Source organism: Citrobacter sp. Awk 4, from assembly GCF_028069725.1.
Classification (GTDB): Bacteria; Pseudomonadota; Gammaproteobacteria; order Enterobacterales; family Enterobacteriaceae; genus Citrobacter_D.
In genome coordinates, this window is the sequence record NZ_JANEWG010000004.1 from 112,966 (window position 1) to 135,561 (window position 22,596).

General features: G+C 53.7%; 14 protein-coding genes. 4 read left to right on the forward strand and 10 right to left on the reverse strand.

The features are described from left to right. Positions 1–91: 91 nt before the first annotated feature. The 3 genes from NNO04_RS02715 to NNO04_RS02725 form a co-directional block, all read right to left on the reverse strand. A complete protein-coding gene (locus NNO04_RS02715) occupies positions 92–9,496 on the reverse strand; it encodes an autotransporter outer membrane beta-barrel domain-containing protein (protein WP_271443369.1) in 9,405 nt (3,134 codons plus the stop codon). A gap of 193 nt (positions 9,497–9,689) precedes the next feature. Beyond that, complete coding sequence (locus tag NNO04_RS02720) at positions 9,690–10,268, reverse strand: helix-turn-helix transcriptional regulator (protein ID WP_271443370.1); 579 nt, start codon at positions 10,266–10,268, stop codon at positions 9,690–9,692. Between the two features lie 618 nt (positions 10,269–10,886). Beyond that, entirely contained in the window at positions 10,887–12,062 is a 1,176-nt protein-coding gene (locus NNO04_RS02725; RefSeq protein ID WP_271443371.1) for a DnaJ family molecular chaperone, read from the reverse strand. Positions 12,063–12,342: 280 nt separating this feature from the next. Here NNO04_RS02725 and pheP point away from each other — a divergent pair, with 280 nt between their 5' ends. Continuing rightward, positions 12,343–13,737, forward strand: coding sequence for a phenylalanine transporter (gene pheP, locus NNO04_RS02730; RefSeq protein WP_271443372.1), 1,395 nt, complete (start codon positions 12,343–12,345; stop codon positions 13,735–13,737). 54 nt (positions 13,738–13,791) lie between these two features. Here the strand turns inward: pheP and NNO04_RS02735 are convergent, their stop codons facing one another. The 4 genes from NNO04_RS02735 to NNO04_RS02750 all read right to left on the reverse strand — a co-directional run bounded on the left by NNO04_RS02735 (position 13,792) and on the right by NNO04_RS02750 (position 16,896). Continuing rightward, entirely contained in the window at positions 13,792–15,036 is a 1,245-nt protein-coding gene (locus tag NNO04_RS02735; protein WP_271443373.1) for a mechanosensitive ion channel family protein, read from the reverse strand. Between the two features lie 136 nt (positions 15,037–15,172). Further along, entirely contained in the window at positions 15,173–15,826 is a 654-nt protein-coding gene (gene nfsB, locus NNO04_RS02740) for an oxygen-insensitive NAD(P)H nitroreductase (RefSeq protein WP_271443374.1), read from the reverse strand. Positions 15,827–15,946: 120 nt separating this feature from the next. Next, positions 15,947–16,315 carry an MmcQ/YjbR family DNA-binding protein gene (locus NNO04_RS02745; protein WP_271443396.1) on the reverse strand — a complete coding sequence of 123 codons (369 nt, stop codon included), beginning with the start codon at positions 16,313–16,315 and terminating at the stop codon, positions 15,947–15,949. Then, positions 16,315–16,896, reverse strand: a complete 582-nt coding sequence (locus NNO04_RS02750) for a TetR/AcrR family transcriptional regulator (protein ID WP_271443375.1) — start codon at positions 16,894–16,896, stop codon at positions 16,315–16,317. Before NNO04_RS02750 ends, NNO04_RS02745 begins: the two co-directional genes overlap by 1 nt. A gap of 191 nt (positions 16,897–17,087) precedes the next feature. Here NNO04_RS02750 and NNO04_RS02755 point away from each other — a divergent pair, with 191 nt between their 5' ends. Next, positions 17,088–18,188, forward strand: a complete 1,101-nt coding sequence (locus NNO04_RS02755; protein ID WP_271443376.1) for an MBL fold metallo-hydrolase — start codon at positions 17,088–17,090, stop codon at positions 18,186–18,188. Positions 18,189–18,213: 25 nt separating this feature from the next. After that, positions 18,214–18,555 carry a RamA family antibiotic efflux transcriptional regulator gene (locus NNO04_RS02760; RefSeq protein WP_271443377.1) on the forward strand — a complete coding sequence of 114 codons (342 nt, stop codon included), beginning with the start codon at positions 18,214–18,216 and terminating at the stop codon, positions 18,553–18,555. Positions 18,556–18,592: 37 nt separating this feature from the next. Here the strand turns inward: NNO04_RS02760 and NNO04_RS02765 are convergent, their stop codons facing one another. Together NNO04_RS02765 and NNO04_RS02770 are read right to left on the reverse strand one after the other, a co-directional pair. Beyond that, entirely contained in the window at positions 18,593–18,841 is a 249-nt protein-coding gene (locus NNO04_RS02765) for a DUF1158 domain-containing protein (protein ID WP_271443378.1), read from the reverse strand. A 66-nt stretch (positions 18,842–18,907) separates the two neighbouring features. Next, on the reverse strand, positions 18,908–20,026 hold the full coding sequence (locus NNO04_RS02770) for a YbdK family carboxylate-amine ligase (protein WP_271443379.1): 1,119 nt from the start codon (positions 20,024–20,026) through the stop codon (positions 18,908–18,910). A gap of 141 nt (positions 20,027–20,167) precedes the next feature. On the opposite strand from NNO04_RS02770, the gene NNO04_RS02775 reads away from it, so the two are divergent. Continuing rightward, entirely contained in the window at positions 20,168–20,872 is a 705-nt protein-coding gene (locus tag NNO04_RS02775) for a GNAT family N-acetyltransferase (RefSeq protein ID WP_271443380.1), read from the forward strand. A 36-nt stretch (positions 20,873–20,908) separates the two neighbouring features. Here NNO04_RS02775 and betA read toward each other — a convergent pair whose 3' ends face one another. Continuing rightward, complete coding sequence (gene betA, locus NNO04_RS02780) at positions 20,909–22,585, reverse strand: choline dehydrogenase (protein ID WP_271443381.1); 1,677 nt, start codon at positions 22,583–22,585, stop codon at positions 20,909–20,911. Positions 22,586–22,596 lie beyond the last annotated feature (11 nt).

Sequence of the window (22,596 nt, forward strand, 5' to 3'; positions counted from 1 at the left end):
AAAAAAAGCCTTCTGCTAAAACAGAAGGCTTTTGGTTTTCAATGTTCACCACTTCTTATTCGAGGTGGTGAATATTCATTTTTACTGTTGATTAAAACATCTTTTTAAAGCCAATAGAGGCATTAATCGGCGCTTCAACCTGAGCTTTACTTCCGCCATTACTGAATTGGGTGCCCAATTCGCCGTAGACCTGCAGATCTCTGTCAATTGTCCAGGTCATACCGGCCGCCACTTCGGTACTGGAATACTGCTGAGAAGATTCCAGTGTCGTGGTCGTTACGGCGTTGCTGAAGTGCGTTTTGTCTTTTGAACCCAGACCCTGCCACAGGTTTACACGACCGTAAGGCTGGATTTTGCCGTGATTCGTATCGTAATCCGCCACCAGGCGAACGCCGAGGCGGGCAGTGAACGAATCTGCCGTATCCATTTTCACCTTGGTTTTGGTTGAGCCATTCAGTGTGCTGTCGTCAAAGTCACTGTACTGATAGATCAATTGAGCTTGCGGTTCCAGACTCCAGGCGCTGGCGCCTAAGCGGAACGGTTTACCCACTTCGGTTGACGCCGTCAGCGTATTGCCTTTCACGGTGTACGAATCGCTATTACCCGATGCTGCCAGGCGGGAATCATGGTTGCCGTACTGCAGAACGTTATCAACATACATGCCGGTTTCAGAGAACCAGGTGGCATAACCGCCAATGTAGAAACCATTGTCGTCGATATTGCCGCCTTTACCGGCGCTGCCAACTTTGGTGCCATTCACGCTGCTGTCGATATCCAGGACGCTGGCGTAAACCCCGGCTTTCCAGTTTGCGCCGCCGTAAAGATCGGCGCCGACCTGAATCCCGGTGGTGTGGCTGCTGGTTTCTGTCCCCGTCGCATCATCCAGTTTGGTTTTTCCGGAGTAACCGATCATCCGTGCCCAGGCGCGGTTGTCTTCATCGATGCCTGGCTTGATATCATCCCCCATACGCTGGTGCATATTACCCAGCAGGCTGAGATCACCCTGGCGTACAACGCTCGCGAGGCCGTTGATCAACATCGTTTCTGGACGGTATTCGCTTCTGAGGTACCAGTTTTCGCCCTGACCCTGTGCGTTACCGGCGTGCAGTTGATACTCAAAGGCGCCGGCCGCCATACGATCAGAGGCCAGATGGAAGGCGTCCTGCGTGCTCTGCGCGGTGGTGGTAGCGCCGTTCAGGGCGGTAACGACTTCGATACCATCGCCGACGGTCGGCGCGCCCAGCCCGGAACCGTCGACATCCAGCAATGTACTCCCGCTCGCTTTACCGCCGTCGATGATCAAACGGTCTGCAATACCGTTGCCGCTCGCATCCTGCGAAGCCGCAATTTTCAGCGTACCGCCTTTCGCGTTGTAATCCCCTTTCACGGTTAAAGTGGAGCCGACCTGTTGGCCGAGGAGTGAAACATCGCCGTTGTTAGCCAGTCCCGCTACCGTTTGGTTGTAACCCTGGGTGTTCAGAGTCGTACCTTCAAACACATAGTGCTGCGATGCCGCGCTCAGGGTGTTTTCGCCACCGGCTTGCAGTACGCCATTGGCGACCAGAGTGACGCCGCTATAGCTGTTGGAACCTTCCAGTATCGTCGTACCGCTACCGGTTTGCAGCAACTGGCCGGTACCGCTGATATTGCCGTTGATGGCATAGGTATTGGCACGGTTGATATTTAATGCGCCGTTATCAACGATGTCGCCCTGGATGCTACCGATATTGCCGCCGGTGCCCAGTTGCAATGTGCCCTGTGCGATGGTGGTGCCACCGGTGTAGCTGTTGTCCTGGGTTAACGTTAAGACCCCTTTACCGGTTTTGGTGAGCTGACCGTTACCTTCAACGTCTGTCAACAGCGCCACATTGTGGCTGTTGGTGTCGAAGGTGCCGCCGCCGGATTCCAGCGTGACCTGACGCGCGGTGTTGAAGGCTGCGCCATATTTCAGCGTACCGCCGTTAAAGGTGATGCCGGTTCCAGCCGCCCCCAGATTCTTATCACCGGAAACCTGCAGCGTACCGGCCGTAATGGTGGTACCGCCGCTGTAGGTGTTGTCGCCATTGAGGATCAACGTCCCCAAATCGCCCTTATTCAGACCGCCGGTGCCGCGGATCTGGCTGTCGATGGTGGCGATGTATTTCGCGCCATCCACGGTGCCGTCGCCGACGCGAATCAGCGTATTCGCCGTGTTGGTGGTAATCGCCTCACCACCTACGTGATAACCGTCAGTGGCGAACTGCGCCCCGCTGATGATCACATCACCTTTGCTGTTATCGACGGTCACATTGCCTGCTTCCCCCTGGAAGACGGCAAATGCGGCGTCGGTGAACGGCGCATTGAGAATGCCTTCCGGCGTGGATTCGTCGGTGGTCCAGTTGTCGTTGCCTTTGCTGGACTGCCAGATGCCGTCACCGCCGTTGATCACGCCATTGTTTTTCAGCTCGCCGTTTTCACCGCCGGTACCGTCCCAGAAACGCAGGGTGAGCCCGGCGTGATTGACCAGGTTCACCTGGTTTTTGACCGAGGTCTGCACGTACAGGCTGTCTGCCGCTTCCGGCGCATTGGCAATATCCATCACATTGTTGGTCAATGCGCCGGTGTAATTGATGACGCGGTAAACCCCAACGTCAAAACTTCCGCCCGGTGTGGTTTCAATATTCAGCTTACCGTCGAGGGTGAGATCGCCGTTCACGTTGATCAGATCGTTAAATGCGCCCCCCGGCGTGTTGGCCAGGCCGAACTGATAATCCAGCTGGGAATTGTCGCTCAGGTTCAGAGCACCGGTGGTGAGTTTACCGACGCTATTCAGCGCGGCACCCGCCGTGATGTGGCCGTTGTCTTCCACATTAACGGTACCGCCGATAATTCCGTCACCACCGAGCGTTGCGCCGGATTTCACTGTCACCAGACCCGTTGCCGCAGACTGATTCCCGTTCACCAGCAGGACGCCCTGGTCGACGTCCGTGGTGCCGGTGTAGGTGTTATCACCGGTTAGGGTCAGCGTACCATCGCCAATTTTCACCAGACTGCCGTCAGTGCCGCTGATGATGCCGCTGATGGTGTCATCAAGACTCAGATTGCCCAGCGACAAACGCTTATCGCCCAACTCAACGTTACCGGCGCCGGAAAGTGAACCGATAGAGGTCGCGCTATTGACGCCGCGAATATCGACGTTGCCGCCCGCCTGGTTTTTCACCTGGGCCATTTCCGCCAGGGCGTTATCGGCAAAGGTCATCAGCCCGCTGTTGGTGACAATCGCGTTGCCGCCGCTGGCGTCATCCTGCAGCGCCAGAGTGCTGTCGCTGGAAACGGCAATGCGTGAATTTCCTGCGGTGGTGTTGTCGGTAAACACTGCGGTTGAACCGCTGTTCAGGTTGATTTTGGCGTTTTCCGCCGTCGCCTGTTGCGAGAAGATGGCTTTCGCTTTCTCGGTTAAATTCAGGGTTGAACCGGCTGCGGTGACCGTATCGGCCAGCGTTAACAGACTGTCTGCAATGTTCATGGTGAGCGATTGCAGACTGGTATCTGCGCCGCTGACGTTGAGCGTAGCGCCTTTGTTCATCTCCACCGTGCTGCTGGCGTTGCTGCCGAATGCGCCGGTTTTGCTGACGTTTACCGTGACGTTGTTGGCTTTGCCGGTCCCGGCAATTTCGGTTGTGCCCTGGTAGCTGTTGGCCCGGTCAAACGTCAGGGTACTGCCCGCCGTGCTGGAGCTGCTGGTTACCTTCAGTTTACCCGCGCCCGTGATATCGCCAGTTGGGGTGAACTGATGCGAGTTCAGATCAAAGATCTCGGCATCTTTATTCGCGCCCAGGGTGATGGTCCGGTCGGTGCTCAGATCGGCGCCCAGTTGCAGCGTCGAGGCATTGTTAATAGTAAGTCCTGTACCGGCCTGACCCAGGTTTTTGTCGCTGGAGATTTGCAGCGTACCGCCGTCAATGCGCGTTCCGCCACGGTATTCGTTTTCGCCGCTTAAGATCAGACGACCCAAATCCGTTTTCACCAGCGTCAGTTTATCGGCGCTGTCGCCTTCGAGAATCCGCGACTCGATGGTTGCGGTAACGTCAGCCCCAGCAGCACCTTCGCCGACGCGCAGCATCAGTTCGTTGCCGCCTGCGGTGGTGGCATAACCGTTCAGCGCATCGCCTTTGACCACGTAACCGTCGGTGCCAAACTGCGCACCGGAGAACGCAACTTTCCCTGCGGCGTCATCCACCTCAACGGTACCGGCTTTGCCGGTAAAGACAGCGAACGCTTTTTGCGCCCACGGCGCGTTGCCATTGCCGTCTTGTTGCGTCCAGTTGTTGTCGCCGTTGTCGCCGATAGCCATCCACTTACCGTCGCCGCCGTCGATAGCGCCGTTGCCTTCAATACCGGATTTACCGTGATTGCTGCCGGAGGTTTGTCCGTCCCAGAATTGCAGGGTGACGCCGTTGGCGTTGACCAGGTTCACCTGATTTTTCAGGATGGTCTGCACAAAAATATTGCTCTTATCCTGACCGCTCGGCACGCTTCCCAGATCCAGCGTTTGGTTGTCCAGGCTGCCGCCATAGTTATAAATGCGGTAGACGCCAGGGCCGAACTGCCCGCCTGCGCTTTCGGTGACGTTCAGCGTACCGTCCAGCTTCAGGTCGCCTGCAACATCTACCAAATCGTTACGCGCGCCGCCGGGTACAAAAGCTTGTCCAAGCTGGAAATCGGAGGTGGTCTGGCTGCCCAGTTTCAGACTGCCGTTAATGGTCAGTGTACCTGCGCCGCCATCGCCAGCGCTGATGATCGAGCTGTTATTCATGGCGACGTCGCCGCCAATCACGCCAACCCCACCCAGGGTGGCACTGCCGTTGACGTCCGTTGCACCGGTCGCCGCGCTCTGATCGCCATTGACCAGTAGCGTACCTTTTTCAACCGTGGTCTGGCCTTTATAGGTGTTGTCACCTTTCAGACGCGTCGTACCGTCGCCAATTTGCTGCAACGCGCCAGTCCCGGAAATGACCCCATTTAACCGTACGTCGTCAGAACGGTTAATCGCCAGCAGGCCGTTATCAAGAATACTGGAAACTTCAGCAATTCCCCCATTGGTGCCGCCAACGCCTAACTGAAGCGTCCCGGTATTATCAATGGTGGTGGAGCCGGTATAGGTGTTGTTGGCAGTAAAAATGGTGGTGCCGCCAGCCGCGCGTTCAAAGCGACCGTCGCCGCTGATAATCCCGGAATACACTTGCTGTGCGCCGACGCCGTCACCCAGGGTATCAAAAATAACCCGACTGCCGCTACCGCTGGTGTTTACCGCGTAATTGTTGATCGTTGCCGCGCTGCTGCTTGTTTCACGGTGATCGCCCGTGCGCAGCGTCGCGCCATCGTTGACGGAAATGGTTTCGCTTTTCAGCTTCAGATCTTCAACGATACGCATGTCCGCCTGCGCGCCGGTGAGGGTTAACGAATCCCAGCCAGCGCCAATATTGGTGCCGGTGCTGAGGTTATCCGCCGTCAGGCTGCCAATTTTGGCCGCATCACCGTGTGTATTGGTGAAGGTGAGGGCGTTACCGCTCCCCGCCTGGGTGGTGATATGACGGGTCTCTTTCAGAGAGACGTTGCCGATTTTCGCGTTGTTGTTGCCGTTGGTGCCATCGAAATTCACTTCACCGGCAAAGGTGCCTTGATTCCAGGTAAAGTTATCGCTACCGCGACCGGTGTTAATGATCCCGACGGTTTTACCGCTGATAGTGATGGTGTCATTGCCGAGACCCGACTGGATAGCAATCGCCCGATCGCTTGCCGCCTGAAGGGTTCCGCTGTTGCTGATCGATTTACCGTTATTACCGCTGGCATCAATAACGGCTTTGCCGCTGGTGCTGTTGGAGATAATGGTGCCGCTGTTGGCTAACGCAGAGACATTTTGGGCAATGATGGCTGAACCACCGGTCGTATCCTGAACGGTGATGTTGGCCCTGGTGGTGAGATTGCCGTTGGTTTTGGCGAGGATCCCGCTACCCGTGGCGTTGTTGGTGTCGTTATGCACCAGTACGGTGTAGCCCGTGCCGATGTTCAGATTGCCAGTAGTGGCGGTGCCATCTTGTTTTTCAAAGGCAAAACCGGTGCCTGCGCCTGTTACGTTCAGTTTATTATTGGAGCCGTCTTTTACGTTCAGCTCAACGCTGGTGCGGATACCCGGACCGTCGTTGGCGGTGATGGTGACGTCGTTAAGGGTAATGTCTGAGCGTTCTGCATTGTTCTGGATCCCCGCACCGCTTCCCAGCGCTTTGATCGTAACGCCCTGTGCGCTCAACGAACCTGCGCCCGCTTCCAGACGGATACCGTCGGCGGTGCCTTTGGTGGTGATGGCGTCGGGTTGACCGCCTGTGCCAGAGGAGATGCTCAGGCGCGCGTCTTTGGCTAACAGAACACCTGCCGTGCCATCATCTACCTCAATGGTGCCGAGCTTTTTAATCTGCGCATCGCTGCCGGAAGCGCGAACGCCAATCCCATCGGCGACATGCAAAACAGACGTGGAGTTGTTGGTAAAGCGCCCGCCCTGTTGAACATCGACGCCGATGCTGTTTTTGCTGGCGAGATCGATAAGCGCTTTACCGTCGAGAATCAGATTGCCCAGATTTTTCGTGACGTAGGCAATGACGTTATTACCACCGGCGACAGAGGTGATTTTAGCGTTGGACGTCAGCGTGGTGTCCCTTGCCGAACCGTCGTTGTCTTTGCCATTTAACTTATGCGCCTGTCCGTCGACAATCCCGGCGGTGGTGTCGGTACCGGTCAAAGTAATGGTCGTTTTATCGCTGATGCTCCCGATGGCTCCGCCTTCGATGATCAGGGCAGCGGCACCAGCGCCTTCTACTGTGAAGGTGGCTTCGCCGGTATCCACCGTACTGCCCACACCGGTGGCGAGAACGCCCGTTGAATTTTCACCCTTTAAGGTCAGTTCAAGATTGGAAGGGGTATTAGTGCCTGGGCTCGTGGTGTTCCCGTCAAACATCGCGCCTTTGGCGATACGGAAAATGGTCGTCCGTGCCTGGCCGTTGTCATTCATCACCGCTTCGCCAATATTGGCCGTAGCACCCTTACCAAACAGGTAATAGCCAATCTGGTCAGTGTTATTGAATGTCGGACTACTGATGCTGTCGACGTTGGCCACGGCGTTGTCGCGCACATGCACGCCGATATTACCGGCTTCCTGCAACGTGATGTGAGAATTCACATTGGCGGTGGCGCGATTAGCATCGTTCCCCTCAACCCAAACGGCATAGTTACGGTCGGTGGTCCCGCCTTTACCGGCGACGGTAATCGTACCAGTGGCGCTGGTGGTGGCTTGAGCCTCTTTGTTCGTGGCGCTGATGTGAATACCGACGTTATCGGTGCCGTTAACGTTAATCTGACCATCATTGCGGATGACCTGATTGTTCTCTGCACCGCTGTCGCGAACGGATATCCCGTAGTTTTTGCTGACACCGCCGGACTTATCACCGTTCACCGTAATGGTGCCGGTGTTGACAATATCACCTGTGGCGGTTCCGACCAGGATACCTGCGGCATTACGCACGCCGGTGCCGAGTGTGATGTTACCGTGGTTGGTGACATCGCCTGCGCTTTTGGTCATGATCCCGGCGCTTTGGCTGGAACCGCCAGGCATTAACACATTCTGAGTCGTATCGTTGGCATCGCGTCCCAGAGAAATGGTGGCGCCTTTTTCGTTGACGAACGTGGCGTTTCCATCAACTTCAACACCGTAGGCGGTGCCTTTTCCAAAGGACTTGCCATCTTTGCTCCCGTCCACGACATTGATTTGCCCTTTGTTAACCCCGGTCGTTTCACCGGAAAGTTGCATCCCGATAGCCAGCGTCAGCGAGGTGTTGGGTCGGGTGTCGCTCCAGGGATCGGCGGCAGAGGCGGTGCCATAGTCATCCGTGGTAATGGCCTGATTGATGGTGCCGTTGTTGGTGACGGTACTGGAATTCAGCCCCTGCATCCCATACGCGCCATAGCTGTTGACATTCTGATTGCCGTTCTTGTCGATAAACAGCCCGGAGTTGATGATGCCGTTGTTGGTGGCGGTTGAATTATCGGCCAGCATACCGATTGCCAGACTCAGCCCGGCAGAGGTACGTAACGCGTTGAGTTCGCCCTGGTTATTGATGGTGCCGCCGCCAGTCGCTTTCATGACGCCATTGATGCTGCCGTCAACTGCCAGAATCGAGCCCTTCTGGATAGTACCGGTGGTTCCCTGACCGTTGGCGTAAACAGCATGTAACTCGCCGCTACTCGCCGTCGCATTGTTATTATGTGAAAGGCCGTCGGTCCAGACGTCGTAATCCCAGTTGATGCTGTCGGAGGATTTGCCAGAATTCAGCAGGCCGTCGATAAGCGACGCATATTTTGCCTGTGCATCAGAGACTTTCGTGACGACGCCAGCATCCAGCCACAGCTGAATCTGGCTGACTTTTTTGCCATCAGGAGAGACGGTTGCATCGTTGCTGGTGCCCAACAACCAGTCATTGAATTCCGCTAACCCTGCAACATCGGTAATCGAAAAGGTCCGGTTGCCGGCCTTGACAACATTGCCGTCTTTGTCATAGCCGTAAGTCATGATGGTGACGTCGTTGCCGAAGGTATCGGTTGTCGTTCCACTCTTAAATTCTTTACTGGGAACGACCGGTGCTGCGCCAAACCTGACATAGTTATCCGATTGCCAGTTGACCTGACTCTTATCGTTTTGTGCTTCCAGCAGCGAGGAGTCTTTGGCCATTAACTCAATGGTATTGGCCTTTGCGCTGGCATTCTGCGTATCGTCGCCAATGTTCAGGTTGGCTGTTGCGCCATCAGTGGCAAGAGCAAAGCCAAACTGCTTATAAATCTTTACCTGTTTGGCGTCGTAGGTATTTAAAACGACAGAACCGAGATCCATAACTTGAAGAAAGTTCGCCAAATCACTGGTGTCGAACACTTTGATCGACGCCGTATTCTCTGGGTCTGCAGGATCGGAAATACCGAAATCAACGTTTTGCGAAGGCATGGCGGATTGATAATGGAACAGGTAGCCAGACAGTTGGTCGACGGTGGTGATCTTCGAGGTGGTCTTACCATCGGCGCTGGTGCCCGTCAGGGTGATTTTTCCCGCTTTCAGGAGTTCCGCGATAGTCGTGGAATCAACGACGCCACTCTGACCGTACTCAATGTCAGGGAGAGCGCCGCTGATGTTCAGCACTTTTTGGGAGTCCAGGTCTTTATATAAGAAACCGTAGTTATCGACTCCGTCGTGCACACCTGCGGAGATCGGCGTGTTGAAATCTATGGAGATATCATGATTACCGGTGGCAATTAATGGGGCGGCAGACGCGACCACGGATACACCGGTTAATGCGGTTGCGGCAAGGATGCTCACAGATTTACGCGTGCTGCTTTTTTTCTTCCCACGGGATAATTCGGAAACGACGACCCAGAGACCGAGTGCCGCGTTCCAAATAATGCTGTAAACCTTATTCATATATAACCCTCATCTGCATTTCTGTTTTGCATGTGTTAATACGTTGAGTTGTTGGCTGTGTTTGGCTCGCGGAGTGCTGCCTGAGTGTTGATTTTTTGAAAATAGAAAGTCCTTCCGGGCGAAGCGGAATTAAAGTGGTGAAGATAAGATGCGTTATTAAAATATCTGGTGATTCATTCCTTAAACCAGTGTTCTACAGCTGGCTATACTGAGAAATCATATATTTCAGTCGGGTATTATTGTGTCCCAGCTTTTTGGCAATATTGCTTTTATAGGCGCTGATGGTTTTCTCGCTTTTGTGCGATGCTCCGGCGATTTGGGAAAGCGACCAGCCGCGGGCAAACAGCATCATCACGTTGAACTCGTTGACCGTCATTGGGTTGGCTAATGGTTTAGCCGGGCATGGCTTTTTATTATTGATAATACTGGTTATTTTTTGCAGGGTGGCGTCGAGGGAATCACGAATATTCAGAAACGCCAGGCGCATCCCGCAAACGGTCTGGAAGAGAGAGAATGTGTTTTCATCGGCTAAAACGATGATCGTCGCAGAAGGGCGTAATGACATGGCGCGGATAATTCCGGCGTATTTTAAAGCCTCACTTTCACTTGGGTTAATGATGAAATAATCCGCATTGCGTGATATTTCTTTTCCCGCCGAAAGTGTTTGAGAGGAGTGGAATTCCATATCAACAAATAGCATTGTGCCGCGCAGGATATTTCGCATGCCCAGCCAGGTGTGAAATGACTCACCTAAAAAAATAGCTTTTGGCATAACGATCTCCTTGAATTTGGGTGCAGCATATCGCCCCTTTTTTCAACCATTAAAAAAGGGTCTGTCTCACGTTATAAATACGGTTGGATACAGGCGTATATTCGTGCGCGTACTGAACGCTGTTCAGGCATCCTGATTTATTCGATATTCGCTGTCTTTAATTGAATTTGTAACTACTCATTACGATGAATATTACTCTTAGCCAAAATGTAAGATAAATCGTTTATTTCAGTACACTGGGTGTGATTGATAGATTTCGCTTATGGATGGCCTGTAACGTCTGGTGACTCATCGGCAAAAGACAGCCAAATCCTAAGTGATTAGGATGAAATTCATTAAGAGCCCTTACATTTCAGTGTGATGGTTGTCACGTTTTTGTTAGGGTGTCGGTGGCTAAGAAAATTCCTGGCATACTGAGGGAGAAGTGGAGGGGAAAAGAGAAAAACGGAGGGCGAAAAGCTATTTTTGGATGTTAATCTTGTTTTGTGTTTAATTTTTGGTGTTTTATTCTGATGTTTTGATGTTGTTTGATTTTTTAATCTGAAATTAACAATTTGTGCTAAATTTCGAAATGTAACTTGCCAGAAAATGCTTTGGCAGGTAGCGACTTTTCGAGGTTTAGCCTGCCTGAATCTCCTTCTCAGCCTGTTTCATTTGCCCTTCCAGCGTGTCACGGATGCCCGTCAGGGTGCGCTCTTGCTCAGATAGCCAGGTCTCTTTATCCAGAACGGAAGTCGCAAGACGCCACGCGTTTTCAGACTCCAGTTCAGTAATCTCTTTTCGCAAGGCGTCAATTTGCGTTCTGAGCTGCTCTATTCTGGCGCGCAGGTGTTCGGGATTGTTCAACCCGTCGCCAGCTATGCTGGGTTCCAGCCCTTGATGAAGCTGGGCGAGTAACGCGCGAATGGCCGCCAAATCGGCATTCTGACGAGCCTGGTTAAGCTGAACCATCATCTGATGCGCTTTTTCCTTCAACGCGTCGGCGACGACATCCGGATGACAGAGTCGGCTTGCCTGACGCCACAGGCGCTTAAGCTCGTTACGCTCATCCGCAGAGAGCTGTTGGTCCCGGTCATGACGATGCAGTGCGTCCTGCTGCTGTTCCCGGTATTGGGCATATTCGTTATCTGCGTTTTCGCGCGCCTGGCGAGTAGCGCTCTCCTCCTGACGGGTAAAATCATTTTCCAGTTCGCGAATTTCAGCCAGCAGGGCAGTGATAAGTTCGGTCTGTTGCTGAATACGTTTTCGCACCTCTGCCGCTTCCCGGGACGTTGAACTGAGACTCACCCAGTGCCGTTTGAGCGTCGCCAGTTGATCAATCGCCTGTGAAATGTACTGCTGGCAGGATTGGTAGTCCTTTTCTCTGCGCCTGAGTTCGGCCTCTTGCTTGCGTTGCGCGCTGGCGGCCAGTTGTTTACGCAATTCTAAAATGCGGCTCATTAATGGGCCAAGGCGGAGGTGGTACAGATCATTAAAATCATCGAGGATCTGAATACGGGTATTACGCTTGTCGATCAGTTCGTGTAACTGGGATTCGAGCGCTTTCAGTTCCAGTTTGGCGGCTGCGATAACCGGATCCTGCCATGTCGACACCGCGCGTTGTGCACCCAGCCAGGCGGTAATCTCACTCAGGGCGTCGCTGAAACGTCTCTGTTCAAGGGCGTGGGCAATCGACCCTATGGCGGCATCAAGATCGTCGTTTTTCAGGTACGTGAGCTGCTGCCAGATGATCGCTTCATCTTCCAGTTCAATGGCGCTTTTGACGATCTCTAGCCGTTTAATGATCTTATTCATGAAAACTGTGGCCTGGCATGGCTTAAAAATGAGTGACAGAGAATAGTTCTGAGACACCCATTTGAAAATACGGAAAAAATATTAAAACGCATTCTGTGGTCTGCGACGCCTTTTCGTCCACCGGAATTCATGAAAATTATCTGTTTCCCGCAATATTAGGGCTGCAATGGTGTTTTAAACGCCTGTTTTCGCGTTCTCACTTCCGTCGGATTGCGCCTTGCGACAACGAAGTTGAAATGTTAAAAGGAGCCCCTCAATAAAAACGACACAGGGGTAGGGCGTGAAAAACGCGTCAACTGTATCTGACACCAGTGCGTCAGATGCCGCGTCGAACAGTGAACCGACGCTTCATCGAGGGTTGCAAAACCGTCATATTCAATTGATTGCCCTCGGGGGCGCGATTGGTACGGGTCTGTTTCTGGGAATTGGCCCAGCGATTCAGATGGCCGGTCCGGCCGTGTTGCTGGGTTATGCTGTTGCCGGGATCATTGCTTTTTTAATTATGCGGCAACTGGGTGAAATGGTTGTCGAAGAACCGGTTTCTGGCTCTTTCGCCCATTTTGCTTACAAGTATTGGGGACCGTTCGCAGGCTTCCTTTCCGGCTGGAACTACTGGGTGATGTTTGTGCTGGTCGGCATGGCGGAGCTGACGGCTGCCGGTATTTACATGCAATACTGGTTACCCGAAGTCCCGACCTGGATCTGGGCTGCCGCCTTTTTCATTATTATTAATGCCGTAAACCTGGTGAATGTGCGTCTGTATGGCGAGACGGAGTTTTGGTTTGCGTTAATCAAAGTGTTGGCGATTATCGGCATGATCGGTTTCGGGCTGTGGATGCTCTTTTCCGGTAGCGGCGGCGAGCACGCAAGTATCGAAAACCTTTGGCGTTATAACGGCTTTTTTGCCACTGGCTGGAACGGTTTAATTCTCTCGCTGGCGGTGATCATGTTCTCGTTCGGTGGGCTGGAGTTGATTGGTATTACTGCGGCGGAAGCGTGCGATCCGCAAAAAAGCATCCCGAAAGCGGTGAACCAGGTGGTTTACCGTATTTTGCTGTTTTATATCGGTTCTCTGGTGGTGCTGCTCGCGCTTTATCCGTGGGTAGAGGTGAAATCGAACAGCAGTCCGTTTGTGATGATTTTTCACAATCTGGACAGCAACATAGTGGCCTCCGCGTTGAATTTTGTCATTCTGGTGGCCTCGCTGTCGGTCTATAACAGCGGCGTCTATTCCAATAGCCGGATGCTGTTTGGGCTGTCCGTTCAGGGCAATGCGCCGAAATTCTTAACCCGTGTCAGCCACCGTGGCGTGCCGGTGAACTCGCTACTGCTTTCCGGGGCGGTCACCTCGCTGGTGGTCTTGATCAACTACCTGCTGCCGCAAAAAGCGTTCAGTTTGTTGATGGCTCTGGTGGTGGCGACCCTGCTGCTGAACTGGATCATGATTTGCCTGGCGCACCTGCGTTTTCGTGCGGCAATGCGCCGCAAAGGGCGTGATACGCAGTTCAAGGCGCTTCTCTATCCTGCCGGGAACTACCTGTGTATCGCGTTTTTGGCGATGATTCTGGTTTTAATGTGCACGATCGACGATATGCGTCTGTCGGCGATGTTACTGCCCGTGTGGGTTCTGTTCCTGTTTGTGACTTTCAAACTGCTGCGCCGTAAAACCCGCTAAAGAATAGCCGATCTCATCAGTCAGGTGAGATCGGCATCTTCCCTGGACGTCTAATTAGCTCTGAATCGCGCCCGATAACGATCGGATATCATTGCCGGTTGGCGACTGGTGGATGCGCAAACCGAACTCTTCGATGACGGCAAAAATGTGATCGAAAATATCGGCCTGAATGCTCTCGTATTCCAGCCAGACGACGGTATTGGTGAACGCGTAAATCTCGATGGGTAAGCCGTGATCGTCCGGTGCCAGCTGGCGCACCATCATCGTCATATCTTTGCGGATCCGTGGGTGATGACGTAGATATTCATTCAGATAAGCGCGGAAGGTGCCAATGTTGGTCATCTGACGGTGATTGAGTACCGACTCCGGGGCCGCTAATTGTTGGTTCCATTGATTAATTTCCTGATGGCGCGAGGTTAAATAAGGCGCTAACAGATGCGCTTTATTCAGCTTTTGCAGCTCCTCTTCACTGAGGAAATGAATACTGGTCGCGTCAATATTGATACTGCGTTTGATTCGACGGCCACCGGAAGCGGACATGCCACTCCAGTTTTTAAACGAGTCGGACACCAGCGACCAGGTTGGGATGGTGGTGATGGTATTATCCCAGTTACGCACTTTCACCGTGGTTAAGCCGATATCGATCACCGCGCCGTCCGCGCCGTATTTCGGCATCTCCAGCCAGTCGCCCAGCTTGAGCATATCGTTGGCAGAGAGTTGGATCCCGGCGACCAGCCCGAGAATGGGGTCTTTGAACACCAACATCAACACGGCGGCCATAGCGCCGAGGCCGCTGATCAGAATCGCAGGCGATTGACCAATTAACAGCGAAATCATCAGAATACCGACCAGAATCGCGCCGATAAGCTTAATGCCCTGGAAGATCCCCTTTAACGGAAGCTGAGACGCCGCGGGGAATTTTTGCGCCAGATTTAGGATCACGTCCAGCAGGGAGAACATCGACAGCAGGGAATACATCATGATCCACAGCTGCGCACAGGTGGTCAGGATGTCTGCGGCTTCGCTGCCTTTTTGTAACCAAAGTACGGCCTGGATGTTGACGATAATCCCTTGCAGGGTAAACGCCAGCCGGTGAAAAAGCTTATTCTGCGTAATAATTTGCAGCCACAGGTGGGAACTGGCCGTCGCACGCCTCTCAAAGGCACGCAGCACACCCCAGTGCAAAACAATATGCACAATAATGGCCGTCAGAAAAATAATGCCAAAAATCATCACCAGCGAGGTGGTGTGATTCATTTCAATGCCTAACTCCTCTACCTGAGATATCAATTCCTGCATAATGTCTCCTTAATAAACAGAGACCTATGATGACGGCTGTAGAGAAATTATGCAAATGCGGGCAGGGGAGGCAAAGCGCAGGGTACTTACCGGCCGGATATCAGGCAACGCCTTGATCCGGCACGGAAAGTGCGTTTTAGACTTCTGTCAGGGTCGTTTCCTGAGGCAGACGCGATTTCGGCAGGGCCGCGTTAAAATCTTCAACACTGTGATGTCCGACGGGCACGACGACCAGACTGGTGTAGCCTTTTTCCGTCAGACCAAACTCTGCGTCGAGAATGTCGGCATCAAAACCTTCAATGGGAACCGCGTCGAGACCCATCGCCGCCACGCCCAACAGGAAGTTACCCACGTTGAGGTAAACCTGTTTCGCCATCCAGTGATTGTCGTCTTTGAGCTCTTTACGGTGCATATCGGCGAAGAACGTACGGCCTTTGTGGTTCGCGGCTTTGGCTTCCGGCGTGGCGAAGCGGCCATCGCTCTCTTCCTGATCCACGACGCGCGTCAGCCAGGCATCATCCATCGCTGTTTTGGCACAGAAGACCACCACGTGGGACGCGTCGAGCATTTTGCGTTCGTTAAACACAAAATTACCGGCGGCGGATTTCGCCACGCGTGCTTTACCGGCATCGGTGCTGGCAACGATGAAATGCCACGGCTGTGAGTTGGTGCTGGACGGGCTGAACTGCAGCAACGTTTTCAGCTTTTCAGCTTCCTCTGTGGTCAGTTTTTTGCTGGGGTCGAACGCCTTAGTGGAGTAGCGTTTTAAGGCGACAGAAACTATATCCATAAATACTCCTGAGTGTTTTGGCACCCTCTGCGGGTGCGTTACGTGCCAGCAGAGTACAGGGTTGGCGGAGAAAAGATAAGAGAGAAAAATGCAAAAACACTTATCCGCGTCGGCGATAAATCAGCCTGGACGTAACCGTTTCTGATCTTTTTTTGCCAGACCATCGACCACCTGGTTCCACGAATCATTCAGCAAATCGTGAAGCAGTGACTCGCTGATATCATCGCCAGGGTAGACGGAGATCCAGTGTTTTTTGTTCATGTGATAGCCAGGCTCAATGCTGGGATAAATTTGCTGATTAAGCAGTGATTTTTGCGGATCGGACTTCAGATTAATGATTGGGCGGCTTTGATGCACTAAGGCAATCATGAAAATCTTGCCACCCACTTTAAAGACGTCGTATTCCGGGCCGAACGGCCAGCAGAGCTCGGTAAACGGCAGTTCAAGCGCGATGCGTTTCGCGCATTCATGCAGGGTTTGCCCATCCATCATCTTTCCTCACGGGTCAGGGCGCGCCACATCGCTTCAAAACCCAGCGAGATAAATTCACCGGCGCGGGCGGGATCGCGGGCGGCGAACTCAATGGTGGTTTCCGCCAGCGAAAGAAACAGCGCATCGCCAAACGCGCGGTATTCCTCAGACATGAACACCGGCAGCACCGAGCGATGGCAGAGATCGCGCAGTTCAGGGAACATGTCATCAGCCTGCTGCTCTGTCTCTTTGGTGATCTTTTCACTGACCGCGAGCTGGCGAATGGTGCGATGCCCGCTGGTGTTGTTCAGACCCCAGTTGATGTAGCTCTTCCAGATGAAGTGGGTCAGGGCCTTGTCATCGGTAATTGAACGATCCAGTTCCGCCATCATGGACTGACAGAGATTCTGTTTCAGATGGAGATAAAGCGCGTTGATTAAGTCATCTTTTGTCGCGAAATAGCGAAACAACGTTCCCTCTGCAACCCCTGCGCCTCGGGCGATGACCGCCGTCGATGCCGCGATGCCCGATTGTGCGATCGCTGTGGTTGCGGCTTCCAGTAATGCCTGTTTTTTGTCTTCACTCTTCGGACGAGCCACTACACTTTACCCTTAAGTCTGTAAGAAAATAGGATTGAATCACGGCATGTGCAGCGCCGCAACGGCGAATGTCAAAGATTGAAAATCATCTTGACGGGAAACGTTCGCTTTCTATAATGAGTGCTTACTCACTCATAATCAAGAGTCAGCCGCGCAAACCATCGGAAAGGAGCGCGTTTTCGGGTCAGGATATGAAGCGTCTCACCGTTTGTGTGGTTTTTATTATGCTTATTGCCTCAGCAGCCAGTTTGCCGTTTGTTCTGAATCCCGGGTTTGGTCAGACGCCGCAAGGCAGCCAGTTAACCCGGGTTGAACAGTCGCCGCACTATCGCGATGGCGCGTTTCACAATACATTGCCGACGCCTGGTTATACCGGAGATAAAGGGATGATTGCCGCGTGGTGGGAGTTTCTGGTGGCGAAACGGGAAAATGCGCGCCCGCCTCAACCCTTGCCGCTGGTGCCCACCGATATTGCCGATTTGCCGCAAACGCAGGAGACGCTTATCTGGCTGGGGCACTCGTCCTGGTACCTGCAACTGGCGGGCAAACGCATTCTGATTGACCCCGTATTCAGCAACTACGCCGCGCCGTTTTCGTTTTTAAACAAAGCATTTGCCGGACATTACCCGTGGACGGCACACACGATGCCGGAGATCGATCTGCTGGTTATTTCGCACGATCACTATGACCATCTGGATTACGCCACCATCACGGCGTTAATGCCGAAGATTAAGCGGGCGATTGTGCCGCTGGGCGTTGGCTCGCATCTGCGCTATTGGGGAATGAACAGCGACATTATTGAAGAGCGCGACTGGAACCAGTCCGTCAGGGTCGACGACGCACTGATGGTGCATGTCTTGCCCGCCCGGCATTTTTCGGGGCGCGGCATTAAACGCAACCAGACCTTGTGGGCGAGTTTCATGTTTGAGACGCCGGAACAGAGAATTTACTACAGCGGTGACACGGGTTACGGGCCGCACTTTAAAGCGATCGGGGAACAGTTTGGCTCCGTGGATCTGGCGATCATGGAAAACGGCCAGTACGACCAGGACTGGAAGTACATCCATATGATGCCGGAAGAAACGGCGAGGGCCGCGCAGGATCTGCATGCAAAGGCGGTTTTACCCGGCCATGCAGGGCGCTTTGTGTTGGCGAAACATACCTGGGACGATCCGTATAAATGTCTGGCGCTTGCCAGTCGCAATAAAGATTACCGTCTGCTGACGCCGATGTTAGGCGAACAGGTCAATCTGGCTGACCCAACGCAGGCGTTTACGGCCTGGTGGGAATAAGGATTTTTTTAGAGGGGAGAGCACGATGACGATTTCTGCTCGGGTTATCGACACGATTGTGGCGTGGATAGATGACAATTTAAATCAGCCGCTACGCATTGATGATATCGCGCGTCATGCGGGCTATTCAAAGTGGCATCTGCAACGCCTGTTTTTACAGTACAAAGGAGAGAGTCTGGGGCGCTACATTCGACAGCGTAAACTGCGGCTGGCCGCGCAAGATTTACGTGATACAGATCAGAAAGTGTATGACATCTGTCTGAAATACGGCTTTGATTCGCAGCAGACGTTTACGCGGATGTTTACCCGTACGTTTAACCAGCCGCCGGGTGCGTACCGTAAAGAAAATCATAGCCGCGCGCACTAAAAAGCCGCGGGAGGCGTAATAGCGCCGCCTTTGCGACTCACTGCGCCAGTGAGAACCAGCGCCGCCAGATAAAACGAATCACAACGTATTCGATAGCACCAAGCACCAGAAACCACAGGCAAAATAACAGGGTGTAAAACTGGTTGAGATCCATCAAATGAAAGGTCGCAACCAGTTTTTGCGCCAGCACCAGGCCAAGCGACGGCGCGGGCAGCAGTAAACAAGAGAGAAACGCCATCAGCAGAATACCGGCAGCGGTCATCAACGATTCAAGGGGGTGTTTCATGGCTTTGTTAAACTTGAGTTAAAAAGCCATTGTCCGGGATATCGTCAGCTAACGCAAACCTCGCTGTTAAACGCCCGCCCAGATTTCCGCATGTTTTTTTACCAGACCGGTTAACGAACCGCCTTGTGCGACGAAATGACGCATTTGCTGCGCTTCGTTCAACCCATTTTTTACCTGCAGATGCAGTGCCTCAATCGCGCTGGCGGCATTAACCTTGTCAGCAAAGGGGGCGACTTTTTCCAGCAGACGCAGCGTGTCGTCCGCCAGTGGGTGCTGCTCACCGGTGTGTACATCCGTCACAATACCGTCCAGACCGTAACGACACGCCTGAAAACGGTTGAAATTATACAGCAGGTAATCGCGCTCCTGATATTTAAACGGGCGCTCAGAGAGTAACCAGCAGGCGGTGGCCTGAATCAATCCCGCGATATTGATCGCGTGGCTCAGGGTCAGTGGCGTATCCATCACTCTGACTTCTACCGTCCCAAAGTGAGGGCTGGGGCGAATATCCCAGTGCAAATCTTTGATGCTGTCGATCAAACTGGTGTAGCTCAAACGGCGAAAAAGGCCCTCAAATTCCTGCCAGTTGCTGACCCACGGCATGGGGCCGTTATCCGGAAAGGCAGAGAAGATATTTAGCCGCGAGGAGGCAAAGCGGGTGTCCGAACCCTGCATATAGGGAGAGGCGGCAGAGAGGGCAATAAAATGCGGCACAAAGCGGGACAAGCCGTGCAGCAGGTTGATGGCGTCATCAGCGCTGGCGCAACCGACATGCACATGCTGGCCAAATACGGTCGCTTGTTGGATCAGATAACCAAAGTTTTCCAGGTTACGTTGATAGCGTTTATCGTCACAGACTTGCTGGCGCTGCCATGTCTGAAACGGATGGGTGCCGCCGCCGCAAATGGCGAGATGCTGGCTCGCTGCGGCGTTCAGGATAGCCTGCTGCATCGCCGAAAACTGTGCGGCAGCCTGGTCGATGTTATGGCAAATACCGGTTGCCATCTCCAGCATGCTTTCGGTGATATCGTGCTTCACTTCTCCGGCCTGAAGGTGGGGGATGACCGCATCAATAAGGTGGGAGGAATCCTGGCTCAAATCATAGCCCGGCGGGTTAACCACCTGCATTTCCAGCTCGATGCCCAGCGTAAACGGTGTGGAGATGTGAAAGTCGGGTAGCGGCATAGTGGACTCGTGTGTGGGTATTTCTTCCTTATTATAGAAGACGGTATTTATTCACCGGATTGATGATTTCCTGAACGGCGTCTTTTCTTGCCACCAGCAAACTGATATAAAAATTTAACGACCAATCTGCTGGGGTGAACTGTGCCGGAAATTAATCTGTATGGACAAACGGTGGGCGACGCGCTGCCGGACTGGACGGGGGCGTCACGGCTTTCCCGTGTTGTGCTTGACGGGCGTTATTGTCGACTGGAACCCCTCGAACCAGAACGTCATGCCGCTGACCTGTTCGATGCTTATGCGCAGGCCGCCGATGAGCGTGACTGGACCTGGCTTGCCAGTGAACGCCCGGAAAGCGTGCAGGTGACAACCCGCTGGCTCGATGGCAAAGCCGGTGACCAGACGCTGGTGCCGTTTGCCGTTATTGATGCCCGATCGGCACGTGCGGTCGGGCTGGTCTGTTATATGGCGATTGAGCAAGAGCATGGGTCGGTTGAGATCGGACATGTGACCTGGTCGCCGCGAATGAAGCAGACGGTGTTGGGTACAGAAGCCATCTGGCTTTTGTTGGGCCATGCCTTTGCGCAAGGATACCGTCGCATTGAATGGAAATGCGATTCTCTGAATACCGCATCGCGCCAGGCGGCAGAGCGATTAGGTTTTGTCTATGAAGGACGGTTTCGGCAAAAAATTGTGCGCAAAGGACGCAATCGCGACAGCGACTGGTTGTCGATGATTGATGGCGAATGGCCGCAATGTGATCGCGCGCTGCAATGCTGGCTGGCGCCGGAGAATTTTGATGAGCACGGCCAGCAGAGAAAAACGCTGGTGGCGTGTCGGGGAGCATAAGTGAGACTCCGCTCTGCACCCAGAGCGGAGTTCGTATTAACGACGTGGCGTTCTTCGTACAGGCGTATCACCTGCCACATAATAATCGGCGGTACTTTTGGCCAGCGGTGTACGAGCGCGAATAAGGTCGGCAATTTTCTCGCCGATCATGATGGTGGTGGCGTTCAGATTGCCGGTGATGATTTGCGGCATAATCGAGGCATCCACCACGCGCAGATTCTCTACGCCGTGGACTCTCCCTTCACCATCTACCACCGCCATCTCGTCATACCCCATTTTACAGGTCCCGCAGGGATGAAACGCCGTCTCGGCGTGATCGCGCACAAAGGCGTCCAGTTGTTCATCGGTCTGGCAGTCAATCCCCGGACTGATTTCCCGGCCACGGTATTTATCCAGCGCGGGCTGGTTGATGATTTCACGTGTGATGCGAATCGCGTCGCGAAACTCCTGCCAGTCCTGCTCTGCCGACATGTAATTGAACAGGATGGACGGGTGTTCACGCGGGTCACGTGAGGTCAGATGTACATGGCCCCGACTGGGGGAGCGCATCGAACCCACGTGGCACTGAAAACCGTGTTCCTTGACGGCGTTCGAGCCGTTGTAATTAATGGCGACCGGCAGGAAGTGGTACTGAAGGTTCGGCCAGGCAAACCCATCACGGCTGCGGATAAACCCTCCCGCTTCAAAATGATTGCTGGTACCCGTGCCAGTGCCGCCAAACAACCATTCAGCGCCAATCTTCGGCTGGTTCCACCATTGTAGAGCCGGGTAGAGCGACACCGGTTCTTTGCATTCATATTGCAGGTACATCTCCAGATGATCCTGCAGGTTTTCGCCGACGCCGGGGAGCGGGTGTACCAGCGGAATAGCAAAGGCGGCGAGCAGCGCCGGATCGCCCACGCCGGAGCGTTGCAGGATCTGTGGCGAGGCAATCGCCCCGGCACAAAGCAGCACTTCTTTGCGTGCGGTCGCTTTGTTCGCAATCGTGCTGTCGCCTTCCAGCCACTCCACGGCCACTGCTTTTTTACCGTCAAAGAGGATGCGGTCGGTCAGGGCATGGGTGATGATGGTTAGATTCGGGCGCATCCGGGCCTGATCAAGATAGCCCCGCGCGGTGCTGGCGCGGCGACCTCGAGGCGTGACGGTTCTGTCCATCGGACCAAAACCTTCCTGCTGGTAGCCGTTGAGATCGTCGGTTCGGGGATATCCTGCCTGGACGCCAGCATCTACCATTGCATGGAACAGTGGATTGTTATTGTGCTTTGGGGTGGTGACGCTCACCGGGCCTTCACCGCCATGATAGTCACTGGCGCCGGTATCACGGGTTTCCGCTTTACGGTAGTAGGGCAGGCAATCGAGGTAGCTCCAGTGTTCGAGACCCGGCTCCTGCGCCCAGTTATCAAGATCCAGGGCATTGCCGCGGATATAACACATGCCATTAATCAGTGACGATCCGCCCAGCCCTTTTCCTCGCCCGCACTCCATGCGGCGAAAGTTCATGTACGGTTCCGGTTCGGTTTCATAGGCCCAGTTATAGCGCCGACCCTGCAAGGGGAAGGCAAGAGCGGCGGGCATCTGGGTGCGAAAGTCGGCGCGATAGTCCGGACCGCCTGCTTCCAGCAGCAGTACGGTGGTATCGTGGTCTTCTGTTAAACGTGTCGCCAGCACGTTGCCGGCGGAGCCGGCGCCAATAATGATGTAGTCAAAATGCAAATAAACCTCCT

Excerpts from the sequence above, each read along its gene's own strand:
- NNO04_RS02715 (WP_271443369.1), bottom strand. The coding sequence starts at position 9,496 with ATGAATAAGGTTTACAGCATTATTTGGAACGCGGCACTCGGTCTCTGG.
- NNO04_RS02720 (WP_271443370.1), bottom strand. The coding sequence starts at position 10,268 with ATGCCAAAAGCTATTTTTTTAGGTGAGTCATTTCACACCTGGCTGGGC.
- NNO04_RS02725 (WP_271443371.1), bottom strand. The coding sequence starts at position 12,062 with ATGAATAAGATCATTAAACGGCTAGAGATCGTCAAAAGCGCCATTGAA.
- NNO04_RS02735 (WP_271443373.1), bottom strand. The coding sequence starts at position 15,036 with ATGCAGGAATTGATATCTCAGGTAGAGGAGTTAGGCATTGAAATGAAT.
- nfsB (WP_271443374.1), bottom strand. The coding sequence starts at position 15,826 with ATGGATATAGTTTCTGTCGCCTTAAAACGCTACTCCACTAAGGCGTTC.
- NNO04_RS02745 (WP_271443396.1), bottom strand. The coding sequence starts at position 16,315 with ATGGATGGGCAAACCCTGCATGAATGCGCGAAACGCATCGCGCTTGAA.
- NNO04_RS02755 (WP_271443376.1), top strand. The coding sequence starts at position 17,088 with ATGAAGCGTCTCACCGTTTGTGTGGTTTTTATTATGCTTATTGCCTCA.
- NNO04_RS02760 (WP_271443377.1), top strand. The coding sequence starts at position 18,214 with ATGACGATTTCTGCTCGGGTTATCGACACGATTGTGGCGTGGATAGAT.
- NNO04_RS02765 (WP_271443378.1), bottom strand. The coding sequence starts at position 18,841 with ATGAAACACCCCCTTGAATCGTTGATGACCGCTGCCGGTATTCTGCTG.
- NNO04_RS02770 (WP_271443379.1), bottom strand. The coding sequence starts at position 20,026 with ATGCCGCTACCCGACTTTCACATCTCCACACCGTTTACGCTGGGCATC.